The sequence below is a fragment of the Metabacillus indicus genome (assembly GCF_046603695.1).
GTDB classification, from domain to species: Bacteria; Bacillota; Bacilli; order Bacillales; family Bacillaceae; genus Bacillus_P; species Bacillus_P indicus.
This window is the reverse complement of record NZ_CP176757.1, coordinates 956,785-981,676: the sequence shown is the minus strand read 5'-3', so window position 1 is coordinate 981,676 and position 24,892 is coordinate 956,785. Positions and strand designations below refer to the sequence as shown.

Genomic DNA, 24,892 nt, shown 5'->3' with positions numbered 1-24,892 from the left:
AGTGCCATCAACACTGGGGTTCTGCTCGTTGATGGTCCTATTCTCGCTTTTTAGTGCCATCAAAACTGGATTTCTGTTCGTTGATGGCACTATTCTCGCTCTTCAGTTCCATCAAAACAGGGGTTCTGCTCGTTGGTGGTCCCTTTCTCTCTGATCAGTTCCATCAAAACTGTTTTCCTGTTTGTTGATGGTTCTATTCTCGCTGTTTAGTGCCATCAAAACTGTTTTCCTGTTTGTTGGTGGTTCTATTCTCAATGTTCAGTGCCATCAAAACTAGATTTCTGTTCGTTGATGGTCCTATTCTCGATGTTCAGTGCCATCAAATCTGATTTTCTGTTTGTTGGTGGTACTATAATCAATGTTCAGTACCATCAAATCTGATTTTCTGCTCGTTGGTGGTTCTATTCTTGATGTTGAGTGCCATCAAATCTGATTTTCTGCTCGTTGGTGGTCCTATTCTCGATGTTCAGTGCCATCAAAACTAGATTTCTGTTCGTTGATGGTTCTATTCTTGCTGTTCAGTGCCATCAAATCTGATTTTCTGTTCGTTGGTGGTCCTATTCTCACTGTTCAGTGCCATCAAATCTGATTTTCTGTTCTTTGATGGTACTCTTCCCCTGTTTGGTGCCCTGGACCGCCTCCTGGCACCATCCCAGTCCAATGTTCTAGCTCAAGCTTCCAGCCGTTTTCCTCAACGTTTTTCCGATAATGTCTGCAGCTGCAGTCATTTCTTCATCTGTTACGGTAAGCGGCGGCAGCAGCCTGATCACTGTCGGTCCGGCCGGGAGTGCAAGCAGCCCGCTCAAGCGGAGTTCTGTAATGAGGGGAGCTGCCTCCTGTTTCAGCTGAATGCCGATCATGAAGCCTTTTCCTCTGATTTCTTCCACTTCTTCTGCACCTGATAGGACATTTTTCAGAAGATCTGTCATTTTTTCAGCTTTTCTGTTCACGTCTTCGAGGAAGACAGGGTCAAAGATTTTTTCAAGTGTTGCTTTGGCTGCTGCCATTGCAAGCGGATTGCCTCCGAATGTGGTTCCGTGTGAGCCTGGCTGAAAGGAGGAAACCAGCTCTTTTTTCCCGATCATGGCCCCTGCCGGAAATCCATTGGCAAGCCCCTTGGCTGATGTAATGATATCGGGGTCTGCACCGTAATGCTGATAGGCGAACGGCTTGCCTGTCCGGCCAATGCCTGTTTGCACTTCATCAATAATCAGCAGGGCTCCAAGTCTTGTGCAGGCTTTTTTTACTGCATTCATGAATGTCTGCTCTGCCGGAACGACCCCGCCCTCTCCCTGAATCACTTCAAGCATAATGGCTGCATAGTCATCTCCGGCAATCTGTTCCAATGCTTCCGAATCGTTATACGGAAGGTATTCAAACGACGGCAGCAGCGGGCCGAAACCGTCATGAATCTTTGACTGGCCGGTCGCAGACATCGTCGCGAACGTTCTTCCGTGGAAAGACTGTCTAAATGTCAGGATTTTCGACTTTCCCGTATGCTTTCTTGCAAGCTTGATCGCCGCTTCATTCGCTTCTGCCCCGCTGTTGCAGAAGAAGACCGCATCTCCTGAACTGTTTTCAGTAAGCAGCCGGGCTGTTTCCTCCTGGATTGAACTTTGAAAAAGATTGGAAACGTGCCATACCTTATCAAGCTGCTGTTTTACAGCTTTTTTTACATCCTCATCGCAATGGCCTAAATTGCACACGGCAATGCCGGATATAAAGTCCAAGTATTCTTTTCCATTCTGATCAACTGCGACCGCGCCTTTTGCATCTTTTATTTCAACATCATAACGGGCGTATGTAGGGAATAAATGAGTCATTTTAATGCAGCCTCCTTGCCGGCAGTTATTTTTGTTCCAAAGATGGATGATTCAGATGCAAACTTCCTCTTTCCGCTGACGATCATCACTTCTTTCAGCGTTTGGGAAAGTGATTTTATGGCAGCCTGGACCTTTGGAATCATTCCGCCGCTGATAATGCCTGTGCCGATCATTTCTGCTATTTCATCTGGAGTTGTATGCTGGATGACGACTTGTTCCTTCATAATGCCCTCTACATCTGTGACAAACAGAAGCTGGTTTGCCCCAAGTGCACTTGCTACAGCCGCAGCTGCCGTGTCCGCATTCACATTCAGCGTGCCGTGATCTTTTGTTTTAGCTAGCGGTGCGATGACCGGGATATATCCGCCTTTCAGCAGTGTTTCAATAAGATGGTCATCGACGGCTGTAATCTGGCCTACGTGCCCAAGCTCCTGTTCATTCAGATGCTCTCCTGTCAGAGTCCCTCCATCGCAGCCGGCAATGCCCGCTGCTTTAAATCCGTGCTGCTGCAGGGCTCTTACCAGCTGTTTGTTGATTTGTCCTGCAAGCACCATTTCCGCTACATCAAGAACCTGCTTTGTCGTCTTCCGCTGGCCGCCGATAAACTCCGTCTGCACATTCATTGACTTTAAGGCCGCATTGATGGCTGGCCCGCCTCCATGAACAATGACAACCCGGTGTCCATGACTGATCAGCTCGTGCAGGCTTTCAAAAAAATCACCTGACAGCTCATCCACTGTACTTCCTCCGCATTTCAGCACCACTGTTCTGTCCATAATCCGCTCCTTACGTTCTGTAGCTTGCGTTGATTTTGACATAATCGTATGTCAGGTCGCAGCCCCATGCTTTTCCTTCACCGTTTCCAACCCGGAGATCAATATGAATGGCAACCGTTTCTTTTTCCAGCGCTTTTTTCGCCAGTTCCTCTGAAAATGCCTGCGGCTGGCCATTATGAAAAAGACACTGGCTTTCTAAAAAGATGCCGATCCCCTCTGGATTTACTTTTGCATCACTGTGCCCGATTGCCCCGATGATTCTGCCCCAGTTGGCATCAGAGCCATAAACAGCTGTTTTCACGAGGCTTGATCCGACGACTTTCTTGGCCGTTATTCTCGCTTCCTCATCTGAAGCAGCACCCTCAACTGTCACTTCAATCAGCTTTGTTGCACCTTCGCCGTCTTTTGCGATGCTTTTTGCTAGATCTTCGCATACCTTTTTCAGTCCAAGCTTAAAGTCATCCCAATCTTCATGTTCCGGAGTGAGCATAGCATTGCCTGCAAGGCCGTTTGCCATGACAAGCACCATATCATTTGTCGATGTTTCCCCGTCCACCGTAATCTGGTTGAACGAAACATCCGTCAGCTCGCCCAAAACCCCTTGGAGCACATCGCTTTCAATTGCTGCATCTGTCGTTATAAAGGCAAGCATCGTGGCCATATTCGGATGGATCATCCCCGAACCCTTCGCACACCCTCCGATGGTTACTTTGTTTCCGCCGACGATAATCTCATAGGCCGTTTTCTTTGTCACAGTGTCTGTTGTCAAAATCGCTTCTTCAAAAGCAGATGCTCCAAGCTTTGCAGGAGAAACGGCCCCTACTCCGCTGCGGATGCAGTCCATTTTCAGGAATTCTCCAATGACACCTGTTGATGCTACCGCCACATATTCTTCTTTCAATGAGAATGCTTCCGCGCACAGCGATCTCATTTCATACGCATCTTTCAGCCCCTGCTCCCCTGTGCAGGCATTTGCAATCGCGCTGTTTACAATCAGAGCCTGCAGCTTTTGTTCTGCCTTTGTGCTTTCCTGCGTCACTTTTAATGGAGCGGCCTGAAAATGACTCTGTGTGTAAACTGCTGCACAGCTTGCCGGAACCTCGCTGATCAGGACACCCAAATCTCTCTTTGCATATCTCAAGCCGGTATGTACTCCGTCCGCCTTAAACCCCTTCGGTGATGTGACTGAACCTTCTTCTATTTTCTGAATCCCAGCGGACTCTTTTACTTTTAGCATCGATAAGCCTCCTTATGGATACAGCGGCGCCATTTCAAGACCTGCTGTTTCATCAAACCCGTTCATCAGGTTGAAATTCTGCACTGCCTGCCCTGCTGCACCTTTCATTAAGTTGTCAATTACAGACACAACGGTAATCCTGCCTGTTCTTTCATCAAATGCAATTCCGATATCACAGTAGTTTGAACCGTATACTTCCTTAGTTGAAGGAAATTCCCCGACCGGCCTTACTCTTACAAAATAGCAATCTTTGTAAAACTCCTTATAGAGATCATGCCACTCTTTTAAGCTTCCGCTTTTCGCACCTGCGTAAATGGTCGTCATAATTCCCCTAGTCATCGGAACAAGGTGAGTCTGAAACGTAAGAGGCTTTACTGCGCTGTTCATTTCTAACAGAGCCTGTTCAATCTCCGGAATATGCTGGTGTTCATTTACTTTATAAATCTTGAAATTCTCATTTGTCTCGGCATAATGGACGCCGGCGCCAGGCTTGCGTCCAGCACCGGAAACCCCGGTTTTCGCATCAATAATAATAGAAGATTCATCAATTAATTCCCCGCTGACCGCAGGCGCAAGGCCAAGGATTGCTGCCGTTGGAAAGCAGCCGGGATTTGAGATAACGGACGCTTTTCTGATTGCGTCTTTATTCAGTTCAGAAAGCCCGTAAACCGCCTTCCGGGTGATGGCCGGATCTGCTGCCTTTCGTTTATACCAGCTTTCATAAGTCTTTGAATCTCTTAATCTTAAATCGCCCGACAAATCAATAACCTTTACCTTTTCCGTGCAGATCTCAGGCAGCAGCTCTGCCGCTGCACCAGGAGGGGATGCCATAAACAGGACATCCACCTCGGACTCAATTCCTGAAGCGTGAATGGCAGTCAAGCTTTCCCCGCTGATGTCAGTCAGGTGGGGATAAGAATCCCTGTATGCCTTCTCCGCTTCTGATGATGTATATAAAATACATTCTTTTACATGCGGATGCTTTGAGAGAATCCTGTATAGCTCATTCCCTCCGTAGCCTGTAGCACCTATTATACCTACCTTCAATTGAAATCACCCTTTAATTTATATCGTACATATGTGAGATTTAGTACCCATTATAATACTGCATAAAAATAAAATCAATTGTATTTTTATATATTTTTAATCAAAAAAATCCCGATCCTTAAAGGACCGGGATTTACATCTTATTGAACACCGAGAGCAATTTTAGCAATTCGGCTCATTCTGTCTTTTGTCCATGGCGGATTCCAGACAATGTTCACTTCTGTTTCTTTAATTTCAGGGATATCGCGAAGGGCAGCTTTTACCTGATCGATAATCGTGCCTGCAAGAGGGCATCCCATTGAAGTTAATGTCATTGTGACGAGCGCTGTGCCATTTTCATCAAGGTCAACATCATACACAAGACCAAGATTGACAATGTCGACTCCAAGCTCAGGGTCAACCACAAGCTCAAGCGCGCCATATATATTCTCTTTCAATGCTTCATCCATTTTTATCACTCCTCTTATCTAGTATACCTGACAAAGTGACCGGCCTAAACTTATTTGCTTTCGCAAAGAAAATCAGCAAACCAGTCTACCGTTGCTATCAGTCCCTCGCGCGATACTTTATGATCGGCGTTCGTATCGGCAATAAATTTCAGATATTCCGGTTTTGTCTCATAAGCAGATTGAATTTCCTTGAAAAATGTGTATGTCGGGTCAAACGGCACCACATTATCCTTTTTGCCATGCCAGAAAAGCAGAGGCCGTGATGCAAGCTTTTCTGTATGCAGGCTGAGGTCATATTCCTGGAGGCTGAGAAAATGCTTCTCCAGCTCTTCATCTGTAAGAGGGACCTTCATGCCCATTTTTTGTACATATTGTATCTGCTGACGGGAAAACTGCTCATAATAAGGGCTGCCCATCAGGCTTGCTGCAGCTTTGATCCACTCGTACTGAGTCAGAGCCCCAAGAGTGACGATGCCTCCCATCGATGTTCCGGCAACGCCTATGTTTTCAGGATCAATCAGGCCGTTTTTTTCAAAATGACTCTTTATGACATCGAGTTCCTTGATCTCATTTATTACAATGCTCCAAAATTGCATATTTAACTCCGTGCCCTGAAGTTTTCCGCTTCGTTCACCGTGGTGAAGAGCATCAGGGAGAACGACGCGAATTCCTCTTTCCGCAAGAAGGTAGGCATAGTGAAGGTTGTGTTCCTTTGCGCTCGTAAAGCCGTGGACAAACAGTACAAACGGCGTCTTTTTATTTTTATCCGCATCCCTTGCGATGTGCAGGACGGGAATTCCATCAATGGTCATTTTTTCAACAGCGATCATGAGGTATACCTCCTTTTTGAGACTTCTTTTCTTTTCTAAACATAAGTGTAACATGTAGACAATAATCTTGGAAAAAAGATACACTGTAAGGGGACTTTGTTTTTCAGCCGTCCCTCCAATCATAAAATAAAGGAGCTTCTATGACGACACTACCTCATTTAATTGCACTCGATTTAGATGGTACTTTATTAAAGGATGATAAAACGATTTCTGCCTATTCAAAAGAAATCTTAAAAAAAGCGAGAGAAGCGGGACATATCGTCTGCATCTCAACAGGCCGCCCATACAGAGCAAGCTCCATGTATTATGAAGAGCTCGAGCTTGATACACCTGTTGTCAATTTCAACGGGGCATTTGTCCATCACCCGAAAGACGATCAATGGGGAGCTTTTCACACTACGCTGGATGTGGAAACTGTCAAACAGATTGTTGAAGTATGTGAAAAGCACAACGTGAAAAACATCCTGGCCGAAATAATCGATCATGTTTATTTTCACTATCATGACGAAAAATTACTCGATGTATTTACAATGAATACATCCGACATTACAGTGGGAGATCTCCGCAAAAATCTCGGTGATGATGTGACAAGTATTCTGATTCATGCATCAGAAGAGGAAGTGGAAAACATCCGCACCTATCTGTCGGATGTGCATGCAGAGCTTGTTGACCACAGACGCTGGGCAGCTCCTTGGCACGTCATCGAATTAATCAAGCGCGGCATGAACAAAGCCGTCGGCCTGAAAATCATTGCCGATTCCTACTCGATTCCCGCAGAAAGAATTATTGCCTTCGGAGACGAAGACAACGACCTTGAAATGCTGGAATACGCAGGACAGGGAGTGGCAATGGGTAATGCCATCCCGAAACTGAAAGAAGTCGCAAACCGCGAAACGAAAACAAACGAAGAAGACGGCATTGCCGTATACTTAAAAGACGCCCTATCTCTGTAAGGCGTCTTTTTTTAGTGAAGTTTTCCATCCATAAAACGCCTCCGCATGAGACAAAATAATGAGGACGCAGCAGCAGCGTCAACCATTCATCTTAGGGGGAATTTCGCATGAGCAGTAATAAATCTAAACGCTTTGTTCAGCAAGGTAAAGATTCCGTTTCGAAACATGATGAACGTTTCCCTTATCATACAACAATGGCTGAGTCAGAAGAGCGCAAAGCTCAAATGGCAGAAAAATCCTCTTTAGGAGGCTTTTAAATTATGGGTAACCAACTATTTCAGGCAGCACGCAAAGCAGTCGAAAAAGCCGGAGAAGTTCTAACCGGCAAAATGGGTCATGACCATGGTCATGAACACCGTTCTGAAGAAAATCAGTACAGCTCGCAGCAAGGCGGGGCTCAGCAGCATGGCGGCGAAAGCGTAGACGCAGATTCTAAAGCAAAAGCCGAAAATGCACTTATGTCCGCATTTGCCAACGCTTCACCGGCAGAGCAAAAACAGCTCAGCGAACTTCAGGATGAACTGAAGAACATGTAGGTATGATGGCGGTCCCCGGAATCTGTATTCCGGGGATTTTAAGTGCTGAAAGAACAAAAAAAGCTGCGGATAAACCGCAGCCGTTTTATTCTGAAACTGTAAAGGTTTTGACTTCCTGAAGAGGCTTTTCTCCTTCAGCTTTTCCGGCAAACTGAGCGGTTACTGTATAGTCTCCCGCCTGCAGGCTTCCTGCTGATTTCATGTCCCATGTCTCCTGGTAGGTTTTGCTTTCACCCGGAGGAATGGTTAGATACTGCAGCGCCTGTGTAAACATTTTGCCTTTAGAATATTTGTAGACCTCTGCCCCGTTCGGATCGGTAATAATGATTTCGTACTTTTGTCCGGACGAGAATTCAAAGTTTTTTTCTTCATCTGAGTTGTTTTTAACCGTCATGGTGATTTGGACAACACCTGATTCTTCTTTTGTTTCAACTGAAAGCTCGACATCTTTTTCTTCCATATCACCCGACACCTCTTCCGCTTGTTCTTTTTCTTCCGGCTGTTCAGCACTTTGGCCGCAGCCTGCAAGAATCAAAAAGCCAAGAATGAACAAAAGTTTTTTCATTGCGCGTTTCTCCTATTCTTTGCGGAAGAATCCAAAGATGCCTGTTGTCTGAAGAATGTTTGTGAATGCCTTTGGATCCACTTCCTTAATGATTTTTTCTAAATCATAAAGTTCGTAGCGCGTGATTACGATCATCAGCATGTCCTTTTGTTCGTTAGTAAAGGCCCCTTTAGCAGGAACCATCGTGATGCCTCTTACCATTTTAGCATGAATTGCCTTTTTCAGGTCATCAGCTTTTTTCGTGATAATCATGGCCGTCAGTTTTTCATGACGGGTATGGATCGCATCGATGACCCTTGTTGAAGCGTAAAGAGTGACAAGGGTATAGAGTGCTTTTTCCCACCCGTAAAGCAAACCGGCTGTAAAGATGATGATTCCGTTCAAAATGAAGAAATACGTTCCCACGGGCTTGTCTTTCATGCGTGAAAGAATCATGGCAACAATATCAAGTCCTCCTGTTGATGCCCCGTATTTAAGCGTGATTCCGACTCCGATTGCTACGATCACGCCTCCGAATACGGCATTCAGCAGGATGTCTTCAGACAGCGGATAGAGCGGGACAATCGACAGAAAGAAGGTTGTCGCTGCGACGCTCAGCACACTGTAGAGCGTAAATGATTTTCCTACCTTCTGCCAGCCTAAAATCGCTACAGGAATATTCAACAGGAGCAGCAGTACCCCGGTCGATATGTTAAGCGGCGTATATTCAATCAAAACGCTTGATAAAAGCTGGGCAATCCCTGTAAAACCGCTGGCGTATACATCCGCAGGAATCATAAACAGGTTAAGGCCGACAGCGTTCAGCAACGCGCCAAAAATCACAATTATTCCTTTTTTGACTTCTTCATAAACCATTTGCAGAAAATCCTCCCGGGCTATAAGATATTAATAGTATTTCTGATTTACCCTTTTTTCTTGCAGACCAATACAAATATTGTCTTTCAGGGCTTTCGTTGTTCTTTACTTCTATTTGGCTAAGTGCTACTTTTACTATAAGATCAATCAAAATGAGACTATTCTCACGCAAATTGGAAAAATCACGTGAAATGAGGTGCAAAAATGACGGTTCACATCCTCGCAGACAGCGCAAGCGACCTGCCGCTTGAGTTTTACGAAAAGAACGGAGTCACGCTGCTTCCGCTGGGCGTACATATTGATGAGCATGATTACCGCGACCTGCTGACCATTACACCGAAGGAAGTATACGATGCAATGAGAGAAGGAAAAGTCGCGAAAACAACGCAAATTTCCCCTCTGGATGTCAAAGAGATCTTTACCTCTCTTGCCCAAAAGAAAGTGCCTGCTCTGTATGTAGCCTTTTCTTCAGAGCTTTCAGGCACATATCAGACTGCGGTCATGATCGGCAATGAGGTCCGAGAAGAATATCCAGATTTTGAGCTTGTCATTATCGATTCTAAATGTGCATCACTGGGACTTGGCCTTGCTGTAAAATACGCAGCAGAACTCGCCGTTAAAGGAAAAACTCTACACGAAATCGCAGAGTCTGTAAAGGACTTCTGCGTGCATACAGAACACATTTTCACAGTCGATAATCTCGAGTATCTCGCAAGGGGCGGCCGTATCAGCAAAACGTCCGCATTTGTCGGCGGTCTGCTGAACATAAAGCCTCTCCTGCACGTTGAGGACGGAAAACTGATTCCTCTTGAGAAAATCAGAGGAAGAAAAAAAGTATTCCGACGTGTCATCGAAATCATGAAAGATCGCGGCACAGACCTAAGCAATCAGACTATTGCCATCAGCCATGGAGATGACTTAGATTCCGCTAATGAAATCAAGTCCATGATCCAAGCTGAATTTCAGCCGAAGGAAATCTACATCAACACGGTCGGCTGTTCCGTTGGAGCACACTCAGGCCCCGGCACAATCGCCATCTTTTTCTTAAACAAACAGATCTCATAATATTTTTTTCTCAGGAGGGCATCCTAAACGTATCATTTTTAAAGGAGTTTTGATGATGTCCCATACAAGCGATAACGACAAAAAAGCAAAAGACAACAATGCCAAGCAGCATGAAAAAAACATGATGCGCGAAAAAAGCCGCCAACAAGGCGAACGTCAATATTCTAAGAAAACAGATCACTTATAATCAGAAATGGAAACAGCAGCGGGGGAGGATCCGCTGCTGTTTTTTTAATTTAATTTAAATTGAGTTACTGTTTGCTTGAGATCAAAGGTCAGCTTTCTCAGCTCTGAAACCCCTTCAGCCATTTTTTCAAAAGCAGCAAGCTGCTCAGCAGTTGAAGCTGATATTTCCTCGCTTCCCGCTGCCGTTTCCTCCACTACAGCGCTGATGCTTTCAACATTTTGCAGAACATTCCCTCCTAATGTTTTCGAGTGATTCACACCTGCTTCAAGGCCAATCAGTTCCAGGGTAATATTCTTCATTTTTTCATCAATCGCATCAAAAGCCTGTGTCGTGATGTCCATGCCCGTCTTTTGCTTTTCTGCAAGGGAAACCCCTTTTGCTACAGATTCAGAAATGTTTGCTATACCGGATTGCATCAGACTTGCCATTTCAAAGATTTGGGAGGTGGCATTCGTCGATTCTTCTGCAAGCTTTCTGACTTCTGCTGCCACTACGGCAAAGCCCTTTCCAGCTTCCCCTGCGCGCGCAGCCTCTATTGCTGCATTTAACGCAAGAAGATTGGTCTGATCTGCAATGCTTGAGACCACCTTCGTCATATCTTCGATTTTCGTCATATAGCCTAAAAAGGTTGTTGTGGATTGGTTGATCAGATTCATAATGACGCCATTTTCTTTAAGTAAATCACTCTGGATGCTGATTGCCCCCTGCCCCTCCTGAATAGCGCCTGCCGCTTCTTCTCCAAATTTCACAGACTTTTGGGAGCGGTTGACGTTTTCGCTGAAGCCTGCGTCCATCCGCTCAATCAGAGAAACAGCATCTTGAAGATCAGAGGAAATCGACTGGGATCCGGCGGACAGTTCGTCCGTTGATAAAACGACCTGTCCGCTTATTTCGCTTAAAACACGTGTTTCACTGTCAAGGGTTTCAGCAAACCCATCGACCTGTTTGCTTACAGTGTCAATGGAAAGGATCAGCCCTTTCAGCTGATTCACCATACTTGAAAACGAATCATTTAATGCCCCGATTTCATCTTTCCCCTTATAGGTCAAAGCCTGCACGGCAAGGTTCCCCTGTGCAATAGCCGCCGCCTGTTCTGACATGCTTTTTAAAGGCTTCGTAATCGACGAAGTCATTCTGATCACAAGAACACTTGAAACAAGAATTAAAAGGGCCGTTCCAATGGCCGCCGAGAAAATGACAAACTCAATCTGTCCCTTTACTTCTTCTTGAATAAAGGTGTATCTGTCATGAACATGGAGATTCACAAAATAAATATCATTTGAGATCCCGTCCACTCTAACAGCCTGTCGTTTCACTTCTGCCTGATTTTTCTCTTCAAGTGCAGGCAGCGTTTTCTGGTTGAGTTCATCGAATTTGGCTGATGCCTTTTTTAAAGCAGCCTTCCCATTTTCATCCTGCAAGGTCTGATTCAGGCTTCCTAAAAGCTTTTCCGTCCTGTTCAGCGACTGCAGCGCCTCCTCCTTGTGCGCATCGGATAGAGAGAAGGCGAAATTGTTTAAGCTTTGTTTAGATGCGTTTAACTCCCCCTGCAGTTTTTCAACGTTCAAAAGCACAGGAACTTCATTCTGGTTTGTTTTTTGAATCATCAGCATGTTAAAGACGATAAAGCCAATCATAAAGGTAGCAAGTATGATAATGCCGACAGAATTGAACAATAATTTTTTCTTTAATGACACGGTGATCCTCCTAGTTGCTCTCTGCTAATTTTTGCTTCCATTGATCAAGCGTTTTCTGCTGCTGTTCGGTCAGGCTCAGTACACGGATCGGAGCCAGCTGAACCCCATTATCCTTCACACCAAGTTCAATATGCCCATCAGGAAGCTCCTGTTTTTTCACATAATCTTTCAGAAGCTGAAAAATGCCGATATCCACATTTTTCATCATCGACGTCACAACAGCCTTTTCCGCATAAAAATACTGATCACTGTCAACACCAATTGCATATACCCCGCTGTCCTGGGCGGCCTTTAAAACACCTGCGCCCGTAAAACCGGCTGCTGCATAAAGCACATCCGCCTTTCTCTTGATCATGCTGTCTGCCATTACCCCGCCCTTGATGTCATTCCCGAAATCATTTGCATACTCCGTGTAGATGACAATCTCAGGCTTGATCGTTCTTGCCCCTTCTGCAAATCCGTCAGCGAACTTGTTTATAAGCGGAACATCAGCGCCGCCGATAAAACCGATTGTATTTGTTTTTGTAGCCATCGCTGCAACAACTCCGGCGAGAAAGCTCCCTTCATCCTCTTTAAAAGTAACGGACGTAATATTTTCGAGCTCGGAAACAGCATCAATCAGCATAAACTGCTGTTCCGGAAACTTCTTTGCCGCTTTTTCCAAATCTTCCTGAACCATAAACCCAAGTCCAACGACAAGATCATTCCCCTCTTCAACAAGCTCGGTAAGTCCTTTTTCATAAGTGCCCGTTTTTCCGAGCTCCCGGTAATCAAACAGAATCCCAAGTTCATCACGGGACTTGACCAGACCCGCAAACGCCGAATCACTGAAGGACTGATCCCCAAGCCCCACATCCGAGAGCATAATCCCCACTTTTATTTTTTGATCCGCGCTGCTGACTGCCTCATTCTTCCCGCAACCGGCGGCAAGCAGCACACAGGACGCTATCATGATCAGTATTTTTTTCATTGATGTCTCTCTCCTTAAAAAGTTCTACTAGGAGGTTATCGACTGGATTGGGGGAAAGTTTATTTTTTGGGGAGGTGGGGGTTTTTATAGGGAGGATTGAGTGGACTGGATTGGATTATAAAAAAGAAATTTGTTCAGTAATAAAACTATTTCTTTTGACCGGCTTGCTTGAGGATCATTTTCTTCTGCTTTTGTGACCTTCACGCTGTTCGGGGGTTGCTGAAGGGACAGTTCCTTCTGTTTTTGTTACCTTCATGCTGTCCAAGCGTGGCTGAAGGGACATATACTTCCGCTTTTGTGACCTTCACGCTGTTCAAGCATGGCTGAAGGGACATTTCCTTCCGCTTATGTGACCTTCACGCTGTTCAAGCATGGCTGAAGGGACATTTCCTTCCGCTTTTGTGACCTTCACGCTGTTCAAGCATGGCTGAAGGGACATTTCCTTCCGCTTTTGTGACCTTCACGCTGTTCAAGCATGGCTGAAGGGACATTTCCTCACGCTTATTTGACCTTCAAGCTGGTCCGACTACACTGATGGTTAAATACAAAAGTTTTTATAGACTCTTGCCAGATGGTATACGCTACTAAAAGCATTTCATATTAATCTGAATTGCTGAGAGGGACAAAATATGAACTGCGGTTGTTCCCTAGATTTTCATAGTTCTCATACAGAAGTTTTCTAATTGCTTTTTTTGATTTAATGCTCCCGCACCATGTATGGATGCTGTCTGTTGTTATTTTTTTCTCAGGAAAAAGGAGCTTATATTCGTCAATACTCCTCAAAATAGATGATTCTGCACGTTCTTTATTTTTACAGACCGGGCAGATAAAAAAAGCTCTATTAAGCAATTGATAAAATCCTCCGCATTGATGGCACACAATCCCCTTCCTCAGCCCCTCAAACCCATATCCCGGCAGCTTCAAAAACGGATATTCTTCCACGTGCGAATCCAGAAGTTTTTTCGCGAGCATGTCATGAAAGCCGGTTAACTTGCCCCGCTTTTGATTGAGTTTTTCCGCAAAGCGGTTCAGCTGGGGATAATAAATGATGGGTTGGTCAAGAGGTGCGTTGTAAAGGTGGAATCGGGGATTTACAAAGACAACGAATGGTTCGAGGGGGAACTTAATGCTCTTATCCTGGAGAAGCCGAGTGAGCAAGGCTTCGCTTCTTTTGAGCTGAAGCAGGGGGTTTTTCATTTCTTTTTTGGCCGGGGTGGACCATCTTTCTCCTTCTGCGAAGTAATCACCTTCCGAGTTCTTTACATTGAACACGTACGTTTTATCATGCTTGATAAACAGGGAATCAATTTGTACGAAAGATCCGCCAATTTCAAAGAGCAGATCGCTTAACACTATGCCATCCCCTCCATTCTCCTTAAGCCACTGCTCAAAATACTTTTCTCCCTGGAACCCTTTTTCAAGCTGCCGCAAGCAGATGAGAGCTTCTTCATCCAAAACGGATCTGGCGTTCAAACTCCGATAAACGAGCAATTCCCGGTTTTCTTTTACGTCCTTCAACTAATTGTCATCCCCTTTCATTTTTTCAAATCCATCATAAAACAATTCCCCTCCTCCCGGCAAAAGCCCAAAATCAAATTTTGCGCACAAAAAAACAGCAAACGCATATGCGCTTACTGTTGTTCTTTTTTAAAGTAGGTCCAGCCGTCTTCCTGATAAACCTTGCCTGCTTTCATGAGTGAGCCGAGCGCACGCTTGAATGCACCTTTGCTCATGTTGAAGCGTTCTTTGATGTCATCCGGGTCGCTCTTGTCAAAGAAGGGCATGGCTCCTCCTCTTTCTTCCATGTAATCACAGATCACTTGTGCATCTTCATCCAATGCCTCATGTTTGAACGGAAGGAGAGAAACGTTAAGGGTGCCGTCTTCTTTCACATCAACAACTCGTCCTGTTACAAGTTCGCCAAGACGCGGCTCTCTTTTGCGCTGGGAGGAGTGGATGAATCCTTTGTAGCCTTCTTCAGTTATGATGAAAGTTCCTGCAATGATGATTCGGTAGACTCTTCCTGTAACGGCCTGATTGTTCCGGACTCCTTCAGCCGGGACGATGTTTTCCTGCATGACATCTTCCGTTGCAAGCTTTGTGAAAAATCTTCCGTTTTTCGTCACTTTCAGGGAACAGTAGAGTTTGTCGCCTTCTTTTGGCCATACACTGACGTAAGCCGGGAGAATATCGTTGTCGACAAGTGCATCTTTTGAAAGGCCAATGTCGACGAATGCCCCCATGTCTTCCCTGACACTGACTACTTCCACCCATCCGAACCGGTCTTCTGATATCGTCGGCTTTTTCATCGTTGCCGCTAGGCGGTCTTCATGGTCAACAATCAGATACACTTCAACCTCGTCCAATTCTTCAATCGGTTCAGTGATTTCCGTTTTGTGAAGCAGCACTCGGTCTTCTCCATCTGTTAAATAATATCCGTAATCTACTTTTTCATCTATTTTAAGCGTCATAAACGTTCCGGGATTCATTTGTTCGTTCCTTCCTTTGCAGCTGAACTGCCGTTAGTTGTTATATCATGTACATTCTACTATAATCTAAGGATAATACAAACTTTTGGGAGGATTCTTATGGCCAAGGACAGTTCGTTTGATATTGTGTCGAAGGTGGATATGCCTGAGGTAACAAATGCCATCACGATGACGATGAAAGAGATCGGCACACGCTATGATTTTAAAGGAAGCAAAAGCAGCATTACGCTTGAAAAAGAGGAGCTTGTTTTAGTTTCTGATGATGAGTTTAAAATGGATCAGCTGAAGGATGTGTTCATTTCAAAACTGATCAAGCGCAACGTGGCGACGCGCAATATTGATTACGGAAAAATTGAAGGCGCATCAGGCGGGACCATCCGCCAGCGTGCAAAGCTTGTCCAGGGTATTGATAAGGACAATGCGAAAAAGATTAACGCGATCATAAAAAATGCAGGACTTAAGGTGAAAACGCAGGTTCAGGATGATCAGGTCCGCGTTACCGGCAAAAGCAAAGACGACCTGCAGCAGGTGATTGCAGCTGTCCGCGGTGCGGATCTGCCGATCGATGTTCAATTCATTAATTTCAGATAAACGAGAGGACTCAGCAGTTTTTCCTGCTGGGTCTTTTTTTATCCGGACTGGGGCAAGAATTCCTCATCAATTCAGAAAACTTTTACTTTTCGCACTTGAATCTCCCGAAAAAAACATGTAAATTAGATATAATATCATTTAGCCAATTTCATATTTTTCGATTCTTATCTAGAGAAGCTGAGGGACTGGCCCGTCGAAGCTTCAGCAACCTGGCGCAATCCAAGGTGCTAATTCCAGCGATGCATCCATCGGACGATAAGAAGAAGCCGCGCATACTCAAAAGTCTTCTTCTTGGAAGGCTTTTTTCTTTTTTCCATTATCAGCTGTATTTTAGGAGGTTTATAGCTTTGGCACTTTTAACAGACTTGCAGACAAAAATTCTGATCGGGGACGGAGCAATGGGCACCTTGCTTTATTCCCACGGTGTGGACCGGTGTTTTGAAGAACTGAACCTGTCAAAACCGGATGACATCCTGAATGTTCATAAGGCGTATCTTGATGCCGGCGCTGATGTCATTCAGACAAATACGTACGGGGCCAATTATATCAAGCTGTCCAGATACGGGCTTGAAGATGAGGTGCGCGCCATTAACCGCACGGCTGTGCAAATTGCAAAGCAAGCTGCGGAAGGCACCTCAGCCTATGTCCTCGGCACAATCGGCGGTGTACGCGCTTTTAAAAAAGGAGCCTATTCGCTCGAGGATCTCCGCCGCAATTTCAGGGAGCAGCTCTATCTTCTGCTGAACGAAGAACCCGACGGCCTCCTGCTTGAAACGTATTATGATCTTGAAGAAATGAAGACCGTTCTCGAGATTGCAAGAAAAGAAACAGACTTGCCGATCATAACGAACATTTCCCTCCATGAAATCGGCGTTCTCCAGGACGGCACTCCTCTTTCTGACGGTCTGTCCCAGCTTGAGGAACTCGGGGCGAATGTTGTCGGGCTGAACTGCAGGCTTGGACCGTATCATATGCTCTCATCTCTGGAGGAAGTTCCTCTTCCAGAAAAGGCCTTCCTGTCCGTTTATCCAAACAGCAGCCTACCGACTATCGAGGAAGGCAGACTTGTTTACGGATCCGGTGAAAAATACTTCGCTGAAAGCGCACTTGCTTTTAGAAACCAGGGTGCGAGATTAATAGGAGGCTGCTGCGGAACGACTCCTGATCATATCAGGGCAATGGCTTCTGCTCTTAAAGGACTGCCTCCGGTGACTGAAAAGAAGGTGAAAGCAAGAAAAGAAGAAATCTCTATTGCCTCTGCTGCAGAGAGAAAGTATCCTCCGCTGCAGGATATTGTCAAAGAAAAACGCTCCATCATTGTAGAGCTTGACCCGCCTAAGAAGCTCGGGATTGATAAATTTTTGAAAGGAGCAAAGGCCCTGCAGGAGGCTGGAATCGATGCCTTAACACTTGCGGATAATTCCCTTGCTTCACCAAGAATCAGCAATGCCGCCATGGGATCCATTGTCCAGCAGACTCACGGGATTCGCTCACTGATTCATATCACCTGCAGAGACCGCAACTTAATCGGACTGCAGTCACATTTAATGGGGCTGCACACCCTTGGATTAACAGATGTTTTAGCCATAACAGGAGATCCGTCCAAAATCGGGGATTTCCCGGGGGCAACTTCTGTTTATGACCTTTCTTCCTTTGATTTGATCAGTCTGATTAAGCAATTTAATGACGGGCTTTCTTACTCAGGAAAACCGCTTGGCGAAAAGACGAACTTCTCTGTAGCCGCCGCCTTTAACCCAAATGTGAAGTATCTTGATAAAGCCGTTAAAAGGCTCGAGAAAAAAATCGCGTGCGGGGCTGATTATTTTATCTCCCAGCCGATCTATTCCGAAAAACAGCTGATTGATGTCTATGAAGAAACAAAACACTTAACTGTACCCGTCTATATCGGCATTATGCCGCTCACTAGCAGCCGGAATGCTGAATTTATTCATAATGAGATACCTGGCATCACCCTCTCTGACAGCATCCGCGAAAAAATGGCCAATGCCGGAGATGATAAGGAAAAATCGTATCAGGAGGGTCTGGCCATTGCCAAAAACCTGATTGATGCTGCGTTTGATCTGTTCTACGGCATTTACTTGATCACACCGTTTTTGAATTATGAACTGACAGTGGAACTAACGAATTATATCCATAAAAAAGAGTCTGAGGCCACCGAAAGGAAGATTACGCATGTCTGATATAAGAAAACAGCTTGAGAAAAAAATCCTCGTTCTTGACGGGGCGATGGGCACCATGATTCAGGACGCCAATCTTTCTGCAGATGACTTCGGCGGAGAAGCCTACGAAGGATGCAACGAATATTTGACTATAACTGCACCTGAGGTCATTCAATCGATCCATGAAGCTTATCTTGAAGCAAAAGCAGATATTATCGAGACAAATACGTTCGGGTCTACGAAAATCGTCCTGGATGAATACGACCTTGGGCACCTTGCCTTTGAACTGAATAAAAAAGCGGCTGAAATTGCGAAAAGAGCAGCTGAAAAATACTCAACACCCGAATGGCCCCGCTTTGTAGCAGGCTCAATGGGACCAACAACAAAAACGCTCTCTGTTACGGGAGGAGCCACATTTGAGGAACTGATTGATAACTATGAAGAACAGACACTGGGACTGCTTGCAGGCGGCGCCGATCTGCTTCTCCTTGAAACGAGCCAGGACCTGCTGAATGTAAAAGCCGGCTTTTTAGGCATCAGGCGTGCGTTTGAAAAGACCGGAAAAGAAATTCCCCTTATGGTATCAGGCACGATTGAGCCAATGGGCACGACTCTTGCCGGCCAGGACATTGAAGCTTTCTTTATTTCTCTTGAACATATGCAGCCTCTTTCTGTCGGCCTGAACTGTGCGACAGGACCTGAGTTTATGACAGACCATATCAGGACGCTGTCTGGAATGGCTCATACAGCCGTCAGCTGTTACCCTAATGCCGGCCTTCCTGATGAGGAAGGAAAATACCATGAATCACCGCGTTCGCTTGCGCAGAAAGTGAAAGGTTTTGCAGAACAGGGCTGGCTCAATATTGTCGGCGGCTGCTGCGGAACCACACCTGCACATATCACGGCTATCGCAGATGCTGTCGGCGCACTGAATCCGCGCACCGTCCCGGAACGTGATCCGGCACATACCGTTTCCGGTATTGATCCGCTTATTTATGATGACTCCATGAGACCCCTGTTTGTCGGGGAACGGACAAATGTCATTGGATCAAGGAAGTTCAAGCGCCTGATTGCCGAGGGGAAATTTGAAGAAGCATCTGAAATTGCGAGAGCACAGGTCAAAAACGGAGCACATGTCATTGATATTTGTCTTGCAGACCCTGACCGCGACGAACTTGAAGATATGGAAGCATTCATAAAAGAAGTGACCAAAAAAGTAAAGGCGCCGCTTGTCATCGATTCAACCGATGAAGCCGTCATTGAAAAAGCACTATCTTATTCCCAGGGAAAAGTCATCATCAACTCGATTAACCTGGAAGACGGCGAAGAGCGCTTTGACGCTGTTGTTCCGCTGATTCATAAATATGGTGCCGCTGTTGTTGTCGGAACCATAGACGAAAAAGGCATGGCTCTTACAGCTGAGGAGAAGCTTGATATTGCGGTCCGTTCGTTTGAACTGCTTACTGAAAAGCACGGCCTGAGTCCTTCAGACATAATATTCGATCCCCTCGTTTTCCCTGTCGGCACAGGAGACGAGCAGTATATTGGTTCTGCTGAAGAAACGATTAAGGGCATCCGCCTGATCAAAGATCGACTTCCGCAATGTCTGACTATGCTTGGCGTCAGCAACGTATCCTTCGGCCTTCCGCCTGTCGGACGCGAAGTGCTGAATGCCGTCTATTTGTATCACTGTACACAGGCGGGTCTCGACTATGCGATTGTCAACACGGAAAAGCTTGAGCGTTTTGCTTCCATTCCGAAAAAAGAAGTTGAAATGGCGGAGACTCTTCTTTTTAACACAAATGACGAAACACTGGCCGCTTTTACAAATCATTACCGGGGAAAGAAAAAGACAGCCAAAAAACCTGTACAGTCCCTCCCGCTTGAGCAGCGTCTCGCCCAATATGTTGTAGAGGGCACAAAAGAAGGACTGATTTCAGACCTTGAAATCGCCCTTAAGGAATATGATGCACCTCTTGATATCATTAACGGTCCGCTCATGGCTGGAATGGCTGAAGTCGGAGAGCTGTTCAATACAAACCAGCTGATCGTCGCCGAAGTTCTTCAAAGTGCAGAAGTGATGAAAGCTTCCGTCTCCTTTTTAGAGCAGTATATGGAGAAAAAGGATGACAGCGGAAAAGGAAAAATCCTGCTTGCAACGGTTAAAGGCGATGTGCATGATATCGGGAAAAACCTTGTGGATATTATCCTGAGCAACAACGGCTACAAAGTAGTGGATCTCGGAATTAAAGTGACCCCGCAGGATTTAATTACAGCTGTCAGAAAAGAGAAACCGGATATTGTCGGACTTTCAGGCCTGCTTGTGAAGTCAGCCCAGCAAATGGTTCTGACCGCACAGGATCTGCGTGAAGCTGACATTTCTGTTCCGATCCTGGTCGGCGGCGCTGCCCTTTCCAGAAAGTTTGCAGACGGAAAGATTGCTCCGCAATACAGCGGACCGGTGGTGTATGCCAAGGATGCGATGGACGGCCTTTCACTTGCAAACCGAATCCGAGTCGACCCGGCCCAGTTTAAAAAGAAAGAAGTGCGGTCTGAACAGTTTTCTGAAAAGAAACCGACTGCCGCAGTGACAGAACTGCTTGAAAAAAGAGCAGAGCTTGCACCGTCCCCTGTTTTTGTGCCTGAGGACTGCAGACGCCATATCATTAAAGATTTCAATCTGCAGCACCTCATCCCTTATATCAACATGCAGATGCTGATCGGCCATCACCTCGGCCTCAAGGGAAAAGTAAAGGAAATGCTGAAAAACAATGATCCAAAGGCGGTTGCTCTAAAAGAAACCATTGATGAGCTCCTGAAGCAGGGAGAAGCGGAAAAATGGTTTGAACCTGCTGCGGTTTATCAGTTCTTCCCTGCTGTATCAGAGGGAAATTCTCTGCACATTCTGGATCCGGAAACAGAAGAAAAGCTGCAGACCTTTGATTTTCCAAGACAGTCAAAACTGCCGCACCGCTGCATTTCTGACTACGTTCGACCTGAAAGCAGCACAAGAGACTATGTATCCTTCTTTGCTGTTACGGCAGGAAAGAAAGTCAGAGAGATTGCAAACCGATTTAAGGAACAGGGCGACTATTTGAAAAGCCATGTTGTTCAGGCACTCGCCCTTGAGCTTGCTGAAGGTCTTGCCGAGCGGACGCACCAGCTGATCCGTGATCAGTGGGGCTTCCCTGATCCTCCGGATTTCACAATGGATCAGCGCTTTTCAGCAAAGTATCAGGGCCAGCGTTTTTCATTCGGCTATCCGGCCTGCCCAAACCTTGATGACCAGGCCAAATTATTTGATCTGATACGTCCTGAAGACATTGGAGTGAATCTGACAGAAGGCTTCATGATGGAACCTGAAGCATCTGTTACAGCCATAGTCGTTGCCCATCCTGAAGCACGTTATTTCAACGTTTTAAACTGAGACTTCTGTCTCAGTTTTTTTTTGCGCAAAAACAAGTGTTTTATCAAGGACTGACAGGGAATATAAACAGCATATCCAACATACTTATCGGATTTTTCACCATACTAAACTTGATAAAAACCTGGAGGGATTGTAAATGAGTCAAAACAGCCAAACAAAAAAAACGATGCCTGCGCAGCATCAGGATGTGCAGCCCGGGCATGAAGATCAGATGAATCCTAAACCCGAGTTTGACAGCCATCAATACAAAGGCAGCGGAAAGCTTTCGGATAAAACAGCGATCATCACAGGCGGTGATTCAGGCATCGGGCGGTCAGTTGCCGTCCACTTTGCAAGAGAAGGCGCAGATGTTGTCATCTCCTATTTGGATGAACATGATGATGCAAATGAAACAAAGCGCCTTGTGGAGCAGGAAGGCAGACAGTGCCTGCTTATTCCCGGAGATATCGGAGACGAGGCTTTCTGCGGACAGGTCGTAAACGAAACCGTCAGCAAGTTCGGTAAAATAGACATTCTTGTCAACAATGCGGCCGAGCAGCATCCGCAGGCCGGTATTGAGGAAATTTCAAAAGAGCAGCTTGAACGCACATTCAAAACCAATATTTTCTCTTTTTTCTATATGACAAAAGCAGCCCTTCCCCACCTGAAGCAGGGAAGCAGCATCATCAACACGTCATCCATCACAGCTTATGCAGGAAACGAACAGCTGATTGATTATTCGGCCACTAAGGGCGCTATTACAACGTTTACACGATCCCTTTCCATGTCTCTTGTGAAAAAAGGCATCCGGGTAAACGGAGTAGCTCCTGGTCCAATCTGGACACCGCTTATCCCTTCAACGTTTGATGCAGAAAAAGTTTCAGAGTTCGGCGCGGATACGCCAATGGGACGCCCCGGACAGCCTGATGAACTTGCACCAAGCTATGTATTCCTTGCAAGCAGCGACTCAAGCTACATCACCGGACAGATGATTCATGTGAATGGCGGGAAGATTATAAACGGTTAATAAGAAAAGCGGAGCCGACCGTTTAGACCTGACAGGTAGAAAAGAAATCCCCCGAAAAGTCCGGTTCCCGCCTTTTTGGGGGATTTTGTTCTGACGGAGGAGTTGGCTGATGGAGCTGGACACCACGAAAAGCGGAATCGCTGGTTTAGACCTGACAATTACAAAAATCTCATAAGTTTACCGCCAGCAGAGAAAGCCCGTATGAAAAACGGGCTTTTTTTGTGCTTATATTTTATGGATTCTAAAGAAAATGTGCATGTGACCTATACTATTAAGAAAACGCTTACATATACTGTATTAGGAAGGAGGGGATAATGATGGATCGATTAATTTTCTTATTCCTTGCAGCCATTCTTGCAGGCTTTGCTCTAGTTGAACTTCCGCTAGCCGGAACATTCCTTGCAAGCCTAGCACCTTTTACGACAGTCGTTGGCGTTTTAGCAATCTTAGTTTTTTCTTTCGTTTTAATTTTCCACGGCGTCAAAAGCTTATTTAATAAGTAGCTGAATTCAAGGCCGGAGATCTTTTTCTCCGGTCTTTTTTGTGCTGTTTCTCCAATCTCTCTCCGCTTTCTCTCCGTCAGAGAGATCAGCGTGCAGCAGATAAATAGGCTAACATAATTCTCCCTTCCGCATACCCTAAATTTGAGCAAGAGAAAAGCTCACGATTTCATGATTGGAGGAGACACAACCATGAGTAAAGATGGATGCGGCGGCGGATACAATAATGGATTCGCGCTAATTATCGTATTGTTTATTTTGCTGATTATCATTGGTGCTTCTTTTGTCGGCGGCGCTGGTTATGGTCCTGGACCTGGCTACCACTGCTAAGACTGAATGGCTTGCTCAGCAAGCCGTTTTTTCTTTTGGTCAGAGATACTGGAACAAAAAAAGGATGTCCTTTTAGTAAGGAGCATCCTTCTTTCTTCTTATAGTGCGTTCGTCAAAACTTCTGTTAAAACAGGTACAATTTGCTTTTTGCGGGAAACAACGCCTTTAAGCACCGCCATGTTATCAATAAGCTTTACATCGTATGCCTGTTCAACCGCACGTGTTTCACGGCCAAGGGCAATCGCAACGGAATCATTGATTAAGATATCTGTTACGACAAATACGAACAAGTCCAATTCTTTTTCAGCGATAACCGCTGAAACCATCGCTTCGATTTCTTCTTTATGAACAAGAATGTCGTTAGGGTCTACCGCATTTACCTGTGCAATCTCAACTTTGTAATCGCCCATTGAGAATTCTTTTGCATCAAGAGAAATGAGTTCTGATACTGTTTTGCCGCTGAGGTCAGCTCCTGCTTTCAGCATATCAAGACCGTATACTTCCGGATCAACGCCGGCAATAGCAGCAAGTTCTTTCGCAGCTGCTACATCCTGCTCTGTGCAGGTCGGTGATTTAAACAATAATGAATCAGAGATGATGGCAGAAAGCATAAGGCCCGCAATTTCTTTAGGAATGCTAACGCCGTTCTCTTTGTAAATCTTGTTCAGGATGGTAGCTGTGCATCCTACAGGCTCCGCGCGGTAATAAAGCGGATCGCTTGTTTCAAAGTTAGCGATGCGGTGATGGTCAATGACCTCAAGAACGTGCAGCTGGTCAATGTCACTGATGCTTTGCTGGCGCTCGTTATGGTCGACTAAAATGACCTGGCTTGTCTCATTTGCAGCTGTTTCGATCAGTCTTGGGACTTCAACCCCAAATGTATTCAGAGCAAATTCTGTTTCGCCGTTGATTTCACCAAGGCGGACAGGCTCTGCGTTCATGCCAAGCTTTGTTTTAAGATCAGCATACGCAATTGCAGAACAAATCGTATCTGTATCCGGGTTTTTATGACCAAAGATCAATACTTTTTCCATCTGAAAAACTCCTTTATTCTATCTGTTTTTGCTGAATCAGCATACATTCTCTTATTTTAACAGAAAAATGTCTTTAATGGATTGTTGTTTTTGATTTCTTATTCGTTACTTTCCGCTTCAGAATTACCGCGGGAAGGAACGGGAGCCGGGCTGTTTTCATGTTTATTGTAGATTCTAAGTTGTACCCGTTCCCTTACGCTCCAGTCACTTGCTTTCCGCGGGGATCCCCGGGAGCCTCCTCACTTCGTTTGCGGGGTCTCCCGTGCCCTCTTCATGCCCCAGAAAAGCGGAAGTGCCCGGTTTGCTCCGGCAGTCAGATAAGAAATCACCCGAAAAGTCCGGGTT

Annotated in this window: 24 protein-coding genes and 1 riboswitch; of the genes, 11 read left to right on the top strand and 13 right to left on the bottom strand. The window is 45.5% G+C overall.

All coding sequences use genetic code 11. The annotated features are described in order from the left end of the window. Positions 1-665 precede the first annotated feature (665 nt). The 6 genes from ACK1LH_RS04905 to ACK1LH_RS04880 all read right to left on the bottom strand — a co-directional run bounded on the left by ACK1LH_RS04905 (position 666) and on the right by ACK1LH_RS04880 (position 6,162). Complete coding sequence (locus tag ACK1LH_RS04905) at positions 666-1,823, bottom strand: acetylornithine transaminase (protein WP_411334629.1); 1,158 nt, start codon at positions 1,821-1,823, stop codon at positions 666-668. After that, positions 1,820-2,599: an acetylglutamate kinase gene (gene argB / locus ACK1LH_RS04900; RefSeq protein ID WP_029282677.1), complete on the bottom strand. Its 780-nt coding sequence runs from the start codon at positions 2,597-2,599 to the stop codon at positions 1,820-1,822. The genes ACK1LH_RS04905 and argB overlap by 4 nt, the downstream gene beginning before the upstream one ends. A gap of 10 nt (positions 2,600-2,609) precedes the next feature. Then, positions 2,610-3,836, bottom strand: a complete 1,227-nt coding sequence (gene argJ / locus ACK1LH_RS04895; protein ID WP_029282679.1) for a bifunctional ornithine acetyltransferase/N-acetylglutamate synthase — start codon at positions 3,834-3,836, stop codon at positions 2,610-2,612. Positions 3,837-3,848: 12 nt separating this feature from the next. Next, a complete protein-coding gene (argC, locus tag ACK1LH_RS04890) occupies positions 3,849-4,883 on the bottom strand; it encodes an N-acetyl-gamma-glutamyl-phosphate reductase (protein WP_029282681.1) in 1,035 nt (344 codons plus the stop codon). 140 nt (positions 4,884-5,023) lie between these two features. Further along, positions 5,024-5,332 carry a metal-sulfur cluster assembly factor gene (locus ACK1LH_RS04885; RefSeq protein ID WP_029282683.1) on the bottom strand — a complete coding sequence of 103 codons (309 nt, stop codon included), beginning with the start codon at positions 5,330-5,332 and terminating at the stop codon, positions 5,024-5,026. Between the two features lie 50 nt (positions 5,333-5,382). Next, positions 5,383-6,162, bottom strand: a complete 780-nt coding sequence (locus tag ACK1LH_RS04880; RefSeq protein ID WP_029282686.1) for an alpha/beta fold hydrolase — start codon at positions 6,160-6,162, stop codon at positions 5,383-5,385. Between the two features lie 140 nt (positions 6,163-6,302). Between ACK1LH_RS04880 and ACK1LH_RS04875 the strand changes: the two genes are divergently transcribed. The 3 genes from ACK1LH_RS04875 (at position 6,303) to ACK1LH_RS04865 (ending at position 7,651) form a co-directional block, all read left to right on the top strand. Further along, positions 6,303-7,115 carry a Cof-type HAD-IIB family hydrolase gene (locus ACK1LH_RS04875; protein WP_029282688.1) on the top strand — a complete coding sequence of 271 codons (813 nt, stop codon included), beginning with the start codon at positions 6,303-6,305 and terminating at the stop codon, positions 7,113-7,115. A 107-nt stretch (positions 7,116-7,222) separates the two neighbouring features. Then, positions 7,223-7,372, top strand: a complete 150-nt coding sequence (locus tag ACK1LH_RS04870) for a hypothetical protein (RefSeq protein ID WP_168713755.1) — start codon at positions 7,223-7,225, stop codon at positions 7,370-7,372. Positions 7,373-7,375: 3 nt separating this feature from the next. Then, a complete protein-coding gene (locus ACK1LH_RS04865) occupies positions 7,376-7,651 on the top strand; it encodes a DUF3813 domain-containing protein (protein ID WP_411334628.1) in 276 nt (91 codons plus the stop codon). Positions 7,652-7,736: 85 nt separating this feature from the next. Here the strand turns inward: ACK1LH_RS04865 and ACK1LH_RS04860 are convergent, their stop codons facing one another. Both ACK1LH_RS04860 and ACK1LH_RS04855 read right to left on the bottom strand, forming a co-directional pair. Next, positions 7,737-8,216: a BsuPI-related putative proteinase inhibitor gene (locus ACK1LH_RS04860; RefSeq protein WP_029282692.1), complete on the bottom strand. Its 480-nt coding sequence runs from the start codon at positions 8,214-8,216 to the stop codon at positions 7,737-7,739. Between the two features lie 12 nt (positions 8,217-8,228). Next, entirely contained in the window at positions 8,229-9,071 is an 843-nt protein-coding gene (locus ACK1LH_RS04855) for a YitT family protein (RefSeq protein WP_029282694.1), read from the bottom strand. Between the two features lie 204 nt (positions 9,072-9,275). Here ACK1LH_RS04855 and ACK1LH_RS04850 point away from each other — a divergent pair, with 204 nt between their 5' ends. Together ACK1LH_RS04850 and ACK1LH_RS04845 are read left to right on the top strand one after the other, a co-directional pair. Next, entirely contained in the window at positions 9,276-10,136 is an 861-nt protein-coding gene (locus tag ACK1LH_RS04850; RefSeq protein WP_411334627.1) for a DegV family protein, read from the top strand. Between the two features lie 55 nt (positions 10,137-10,191). Then, a complete protein-coding gene (locus tag ACK1LH_RS04845) occupies positions 10,192-10,323 on the top strand; it encodes a DUF3941 domain-containing protein (RefSeq protein ID WP_081414021.1) in 132 nt (43 codons plus the stop codon). 44 nt (positions 10,324-10,367) lie between these two features. Here the strand turns inward: ACK1LH_RS04845 and ACK1LH_RS04840 are convergent, their stop codons facing one another. The 4 genes from ACK1LH_RS04840 to ACK1LH_RS04825 all read right to left on the bottom strand — a co-directional run bounded on the left by ACK1LH_RS04840 (position 10,368) and on the right by ACK1LH_RS04825 (position 15,479). Further along, entirely contained in the window at positions 10,368-12,020 is a 1,653-nt protein-coding gene (locus ACK1LH_RS04840; RefSeq protein WP_411334626.1) for a methyl-accepting chemotaxis protein, read from the bottom strand. 10 nt (positions 12,021-12,030) lie between these two features. Next, the gene (locus tag ACK1LH_RS04835; RefSeq protein WP_411334625.1) at positions 12,031-12,990 is read right to left on the bottom strand and encodes a BMP family lipoprotein; all 960 of its coding nucleotides are present in this window, start codon (positions 12,988-12,990) and stop codon (positions 12,031-12,033) included. Between the two features lie 600 nt (positions 12,991-13,590). Then, positions 13,591-14,508 (bottom strand): nuclease-related domain-containing protein, encoded by a 918-nt coding sequence (locus ACK1LH_RS04830; protein WP_411334624.1) that lies wholly within the window; start codon positions 14,506-14,508, stop codon positions 13,591-13,593. 113 nt (positions 14,509-14,621) lie between these two features. After that, positions 14,622-15,479 carry a S1 RNA-binding domain-containing protein gene (locus tag ACK1LH_RS04825; protein WP_282034787.1) on the bottom strand — a complete coding sequence of 286 codons (858 nt, stop codon included), beginning with the start codon at positions 15,477-15,479 and terminating at the stop codon, positions 14,622-14,624. 99 nt (positions 15,480-15,578) lie between these two features. Here ACK1LH_RS04825 and ACK1LH_RS04820 point away from each other — a divergent pair, with 99 nt between their 5' ends. The 6 genes from ACK1LH_RS04820 (at position 15,579) to ACK1LH_RS04795 (ending at position 23,513) form a co-directional block, all read left to right on the top strand. Continuing rightward, positions 15,579-16,070, top strand: a complete 492-nt coding sequence (locus ACK1LH_RS04820) for a YajQ family cyclic di-GMP-binding protein (RefSeq protein ID WP_029282708.1) — start codon at positions 15,579-15,581, stop codon at positions 16,068-16,070. A gap of 161 nt (positions 16,071-16,231) precedes the next feature. After that, positions 16,232-16,332: riboswitch (SAM riboswitch) on the top strand. A gap of 85 nt (positions 16,333-16,417) precedes the next feature. Beyond that, positions 16,418-18,271 carry a bifunctional homocysteine S-methyltransferase/methylenetetrahydrofolate reductase gene (locus tag ACK1LH_RS04815; RefSeq protein WP_411334623.1) on the top strand — a complete coding sequence of 618 codons (1,854 nt, stop codon included), beginning with the start codon at positions 16,418-16,420 and terminating at the stop codon, positions 18,269-18,271. Then, on the top strand, positions 18,264-21,677 hold the full coding sequence (gene metH, locus ACK1LH_RS04810) for a methionine synthase (protein WP_411334622.1): 3,414 nt from the start codon (positions 18,264-18,266) through the stop codon (positions 21,675-21,677). Before ACK1LH_RS04815 ends, metH begins: the two co-directional genes overlap by 8 nt. Positions 21,678-21,813: 136 nt before the next feature. After that, positions 21,814-22,683, top strand: coding sequence for an SDR family oxidoreductase (locus ACK1LH_RS04805; protein WP_029282714.1), 870 nt, complete (start codon positions 21,814-21,816; stop codon positions 22,681-22,683). A gap of 317 nt (positions 22,684-23,000) precedes the next feature. Further along, the gene (locus ACK1LH_RS04800; RefSeq protein ID WP_029282716.1) at positions 23,001-23,186 is read left to right on the top strand and encodes a hypothetical protein; all 186 of its coding nucleotides are present in this window, start codon (positions 23,001-23,003) and stop codon (positions 23,184-23,186) included. 189 nt (positions 23,187-23,375) lie between these two features. Then, complete coding sequence (locus tag ACK1LH_RS04795) at positions 23,376-23,513, top strand: YjcZ family sporulation protein (protein ID WP_081414020.1); 138 nt, start codon at positions 23,376-23,378, stop codon at positions 23,511-23,513. 98 nt (positions 23,514-23,611) lie between these two features. Here the strand turns inward: ACK1LH_RS04795 and ACK1LH_RS04790 are convergent, their stop codons facing one another. Beyond that, positions 23,612-24,547, bottom strand: coding sequence for a manganese-dependent inorganic pyrophosphatase (locus ACK1LH_RS04790; protein ID WP_203289723.1), 936 nt, complete (start codon positions 24,545-24,547; stop codon positions 23,612-23,614). Positions 24,548-24,892 lie beyond the last annotated feature (345 nt).

Excerpts from the sequence above, each read along its gene's own strand:
- argJ (WP_029282679.1), bottom strand. The coding sequence starts at position 3,836 with ATGCTAAAAGTAAAAGAGTCCGCTGGGATTCAGAAAATAGAAGAAGGT.
- ACK1LH_RS04850 (WP_411334627.1), top strand. The coding sequence starts at position 9,276 with ATGACGGTTCACATCCTCGCAGACAGCGCAAGCGACCTGCCGCTTGAG.
- ACK1LH_RS04865 (WP_411334628.1), top strand. The coding sequence starts at position 7,376 with ATGGGTAACCAACTATTTCAGGCAGCACGCAAAGCAGTCGAAAAAGCC.
- ACK1LH_RS04860 (WP_029282692.1), bottom strand. The coding sequence starts at position 8,216 with ATGAAAAAACTTTTGTTCATTCTTGGCTTTTTGATTCTTGCAGGCTGC.
- ACK1LH_RS04880 (WP_029282686.1), bottom strand. The coding sequence starts at position 6,162 with ATGATCGCTGTTGAAAAAATGACCATTGATGGAATTCCCGTCCTGCAC.
- ACK1LH_RS04835 (WP_411334625.1), bottom strand. The coding sequence starts at position 12,990 with ATGAAAAAAATACTGATCATGATAGCGTCCTGTGTGCTGCTTGCCGCC.
- ACK1LH_RS04800 (WP_029282716.1), top strand. The coding sequence starts at position 23,001 with ATGGATCGATTAATTTTCTTATTCCTTGCAGCCATTCTTGCAGGCTTT.
- ACK1LH_RS04885 (WP_029282683.1), bottom strand. The coding sequence starts at position 5,332 with ATGGATGAAGCATTGAAAGAGAATATATATGGCGCGCTTGAGCTTGTG.
- ACK1LH_RS04820 (WP_029282708.1), top strand. The coding sequence starts at position 15,579 with ATGGCCAAGGACAGTTCGTTTGATATTGTGTCGAAGGTGGATATGCCT.
- ACK1LH_RS04825 (WP_282034787.1), bottom strand. The coding sequence starts at position 15,479 with ATGAATCCCGGAACGTTTATGACGCTTAAAATAGATGAAAAAGTAGAT.
- ACK1LH_RS04845 (WP_081414021.1), top strand. The coding sequence starts at position 10,192 with ATGTCCCATACAAGCGATAACGACAAAAAAGCAAAAGACAACAATGCC.
- ACK1LH_RS04805 (WP_029282714.1), top strand. The coding sequence starts at position 21,814 with ATGAGTCAAAACAGCCAAACAAAAAAAACGATGCCTGCGCAGCATCAG.
- ACK1LH_RS04870 (WP_168713755.1), top strand. The coding sequence starts at position 7,223 with ATGAGCAGTAATAAATCTAAACGCTTTGTTCAGCAAGGTAAAGATTCC.
- ACK1LH_RS04795 (WP_081414020.1), top strand. The coding sequence starts at position 23,376 with ATGAGTAAAGATGGATGCGGCGGCGGATACAATAATGGATTCGCGCTA.
- ACK1LH_RS04905 (WP_411334629.1), bottom strand. The coding sequence starts at position 1,823 with ATGACTCATTTATTCCCTACATACGCCCGTTATGATGTTGAAATAAAA.
- ACK1LH_RS04855 (WP_029282694.1), bottom strand. The coding sequence starts at position 9,071 with ATGGTTTATGAAGAAGTCAAAAAAGGAATAATTGTGATTTTTGGCGCG.
- ACK1LH_RS04875 (WP_029282688.1), top strand. The coding sequence starts at position 6,303 with ATGACGACACTACCTCATTTAATTGCACTCGATTTAGATGGTACTTTA.
- ACK1LH_RS04790 (WP_203289723.1), bottom strand. The coding sequence starts at position 24,547 with ATGGAAAAAGTATTGATCTTTGGTCATAAAAACCCGGATACAGATACG.
- metH (WP_411334622.1), top strand. The coding sequence starts at position 18,264 with ATGTCTGATATAAGAAAACAGCTTGAGAAAAAAATCCTCGTTCTTGAC.
- argB (WP_029282677.1), bottom strand. The coding sequence starts at position 2,599 with ATGGACAGAACAGTGGTGCTGAAATGCGGAGGAAGTACAGTGGATGAG.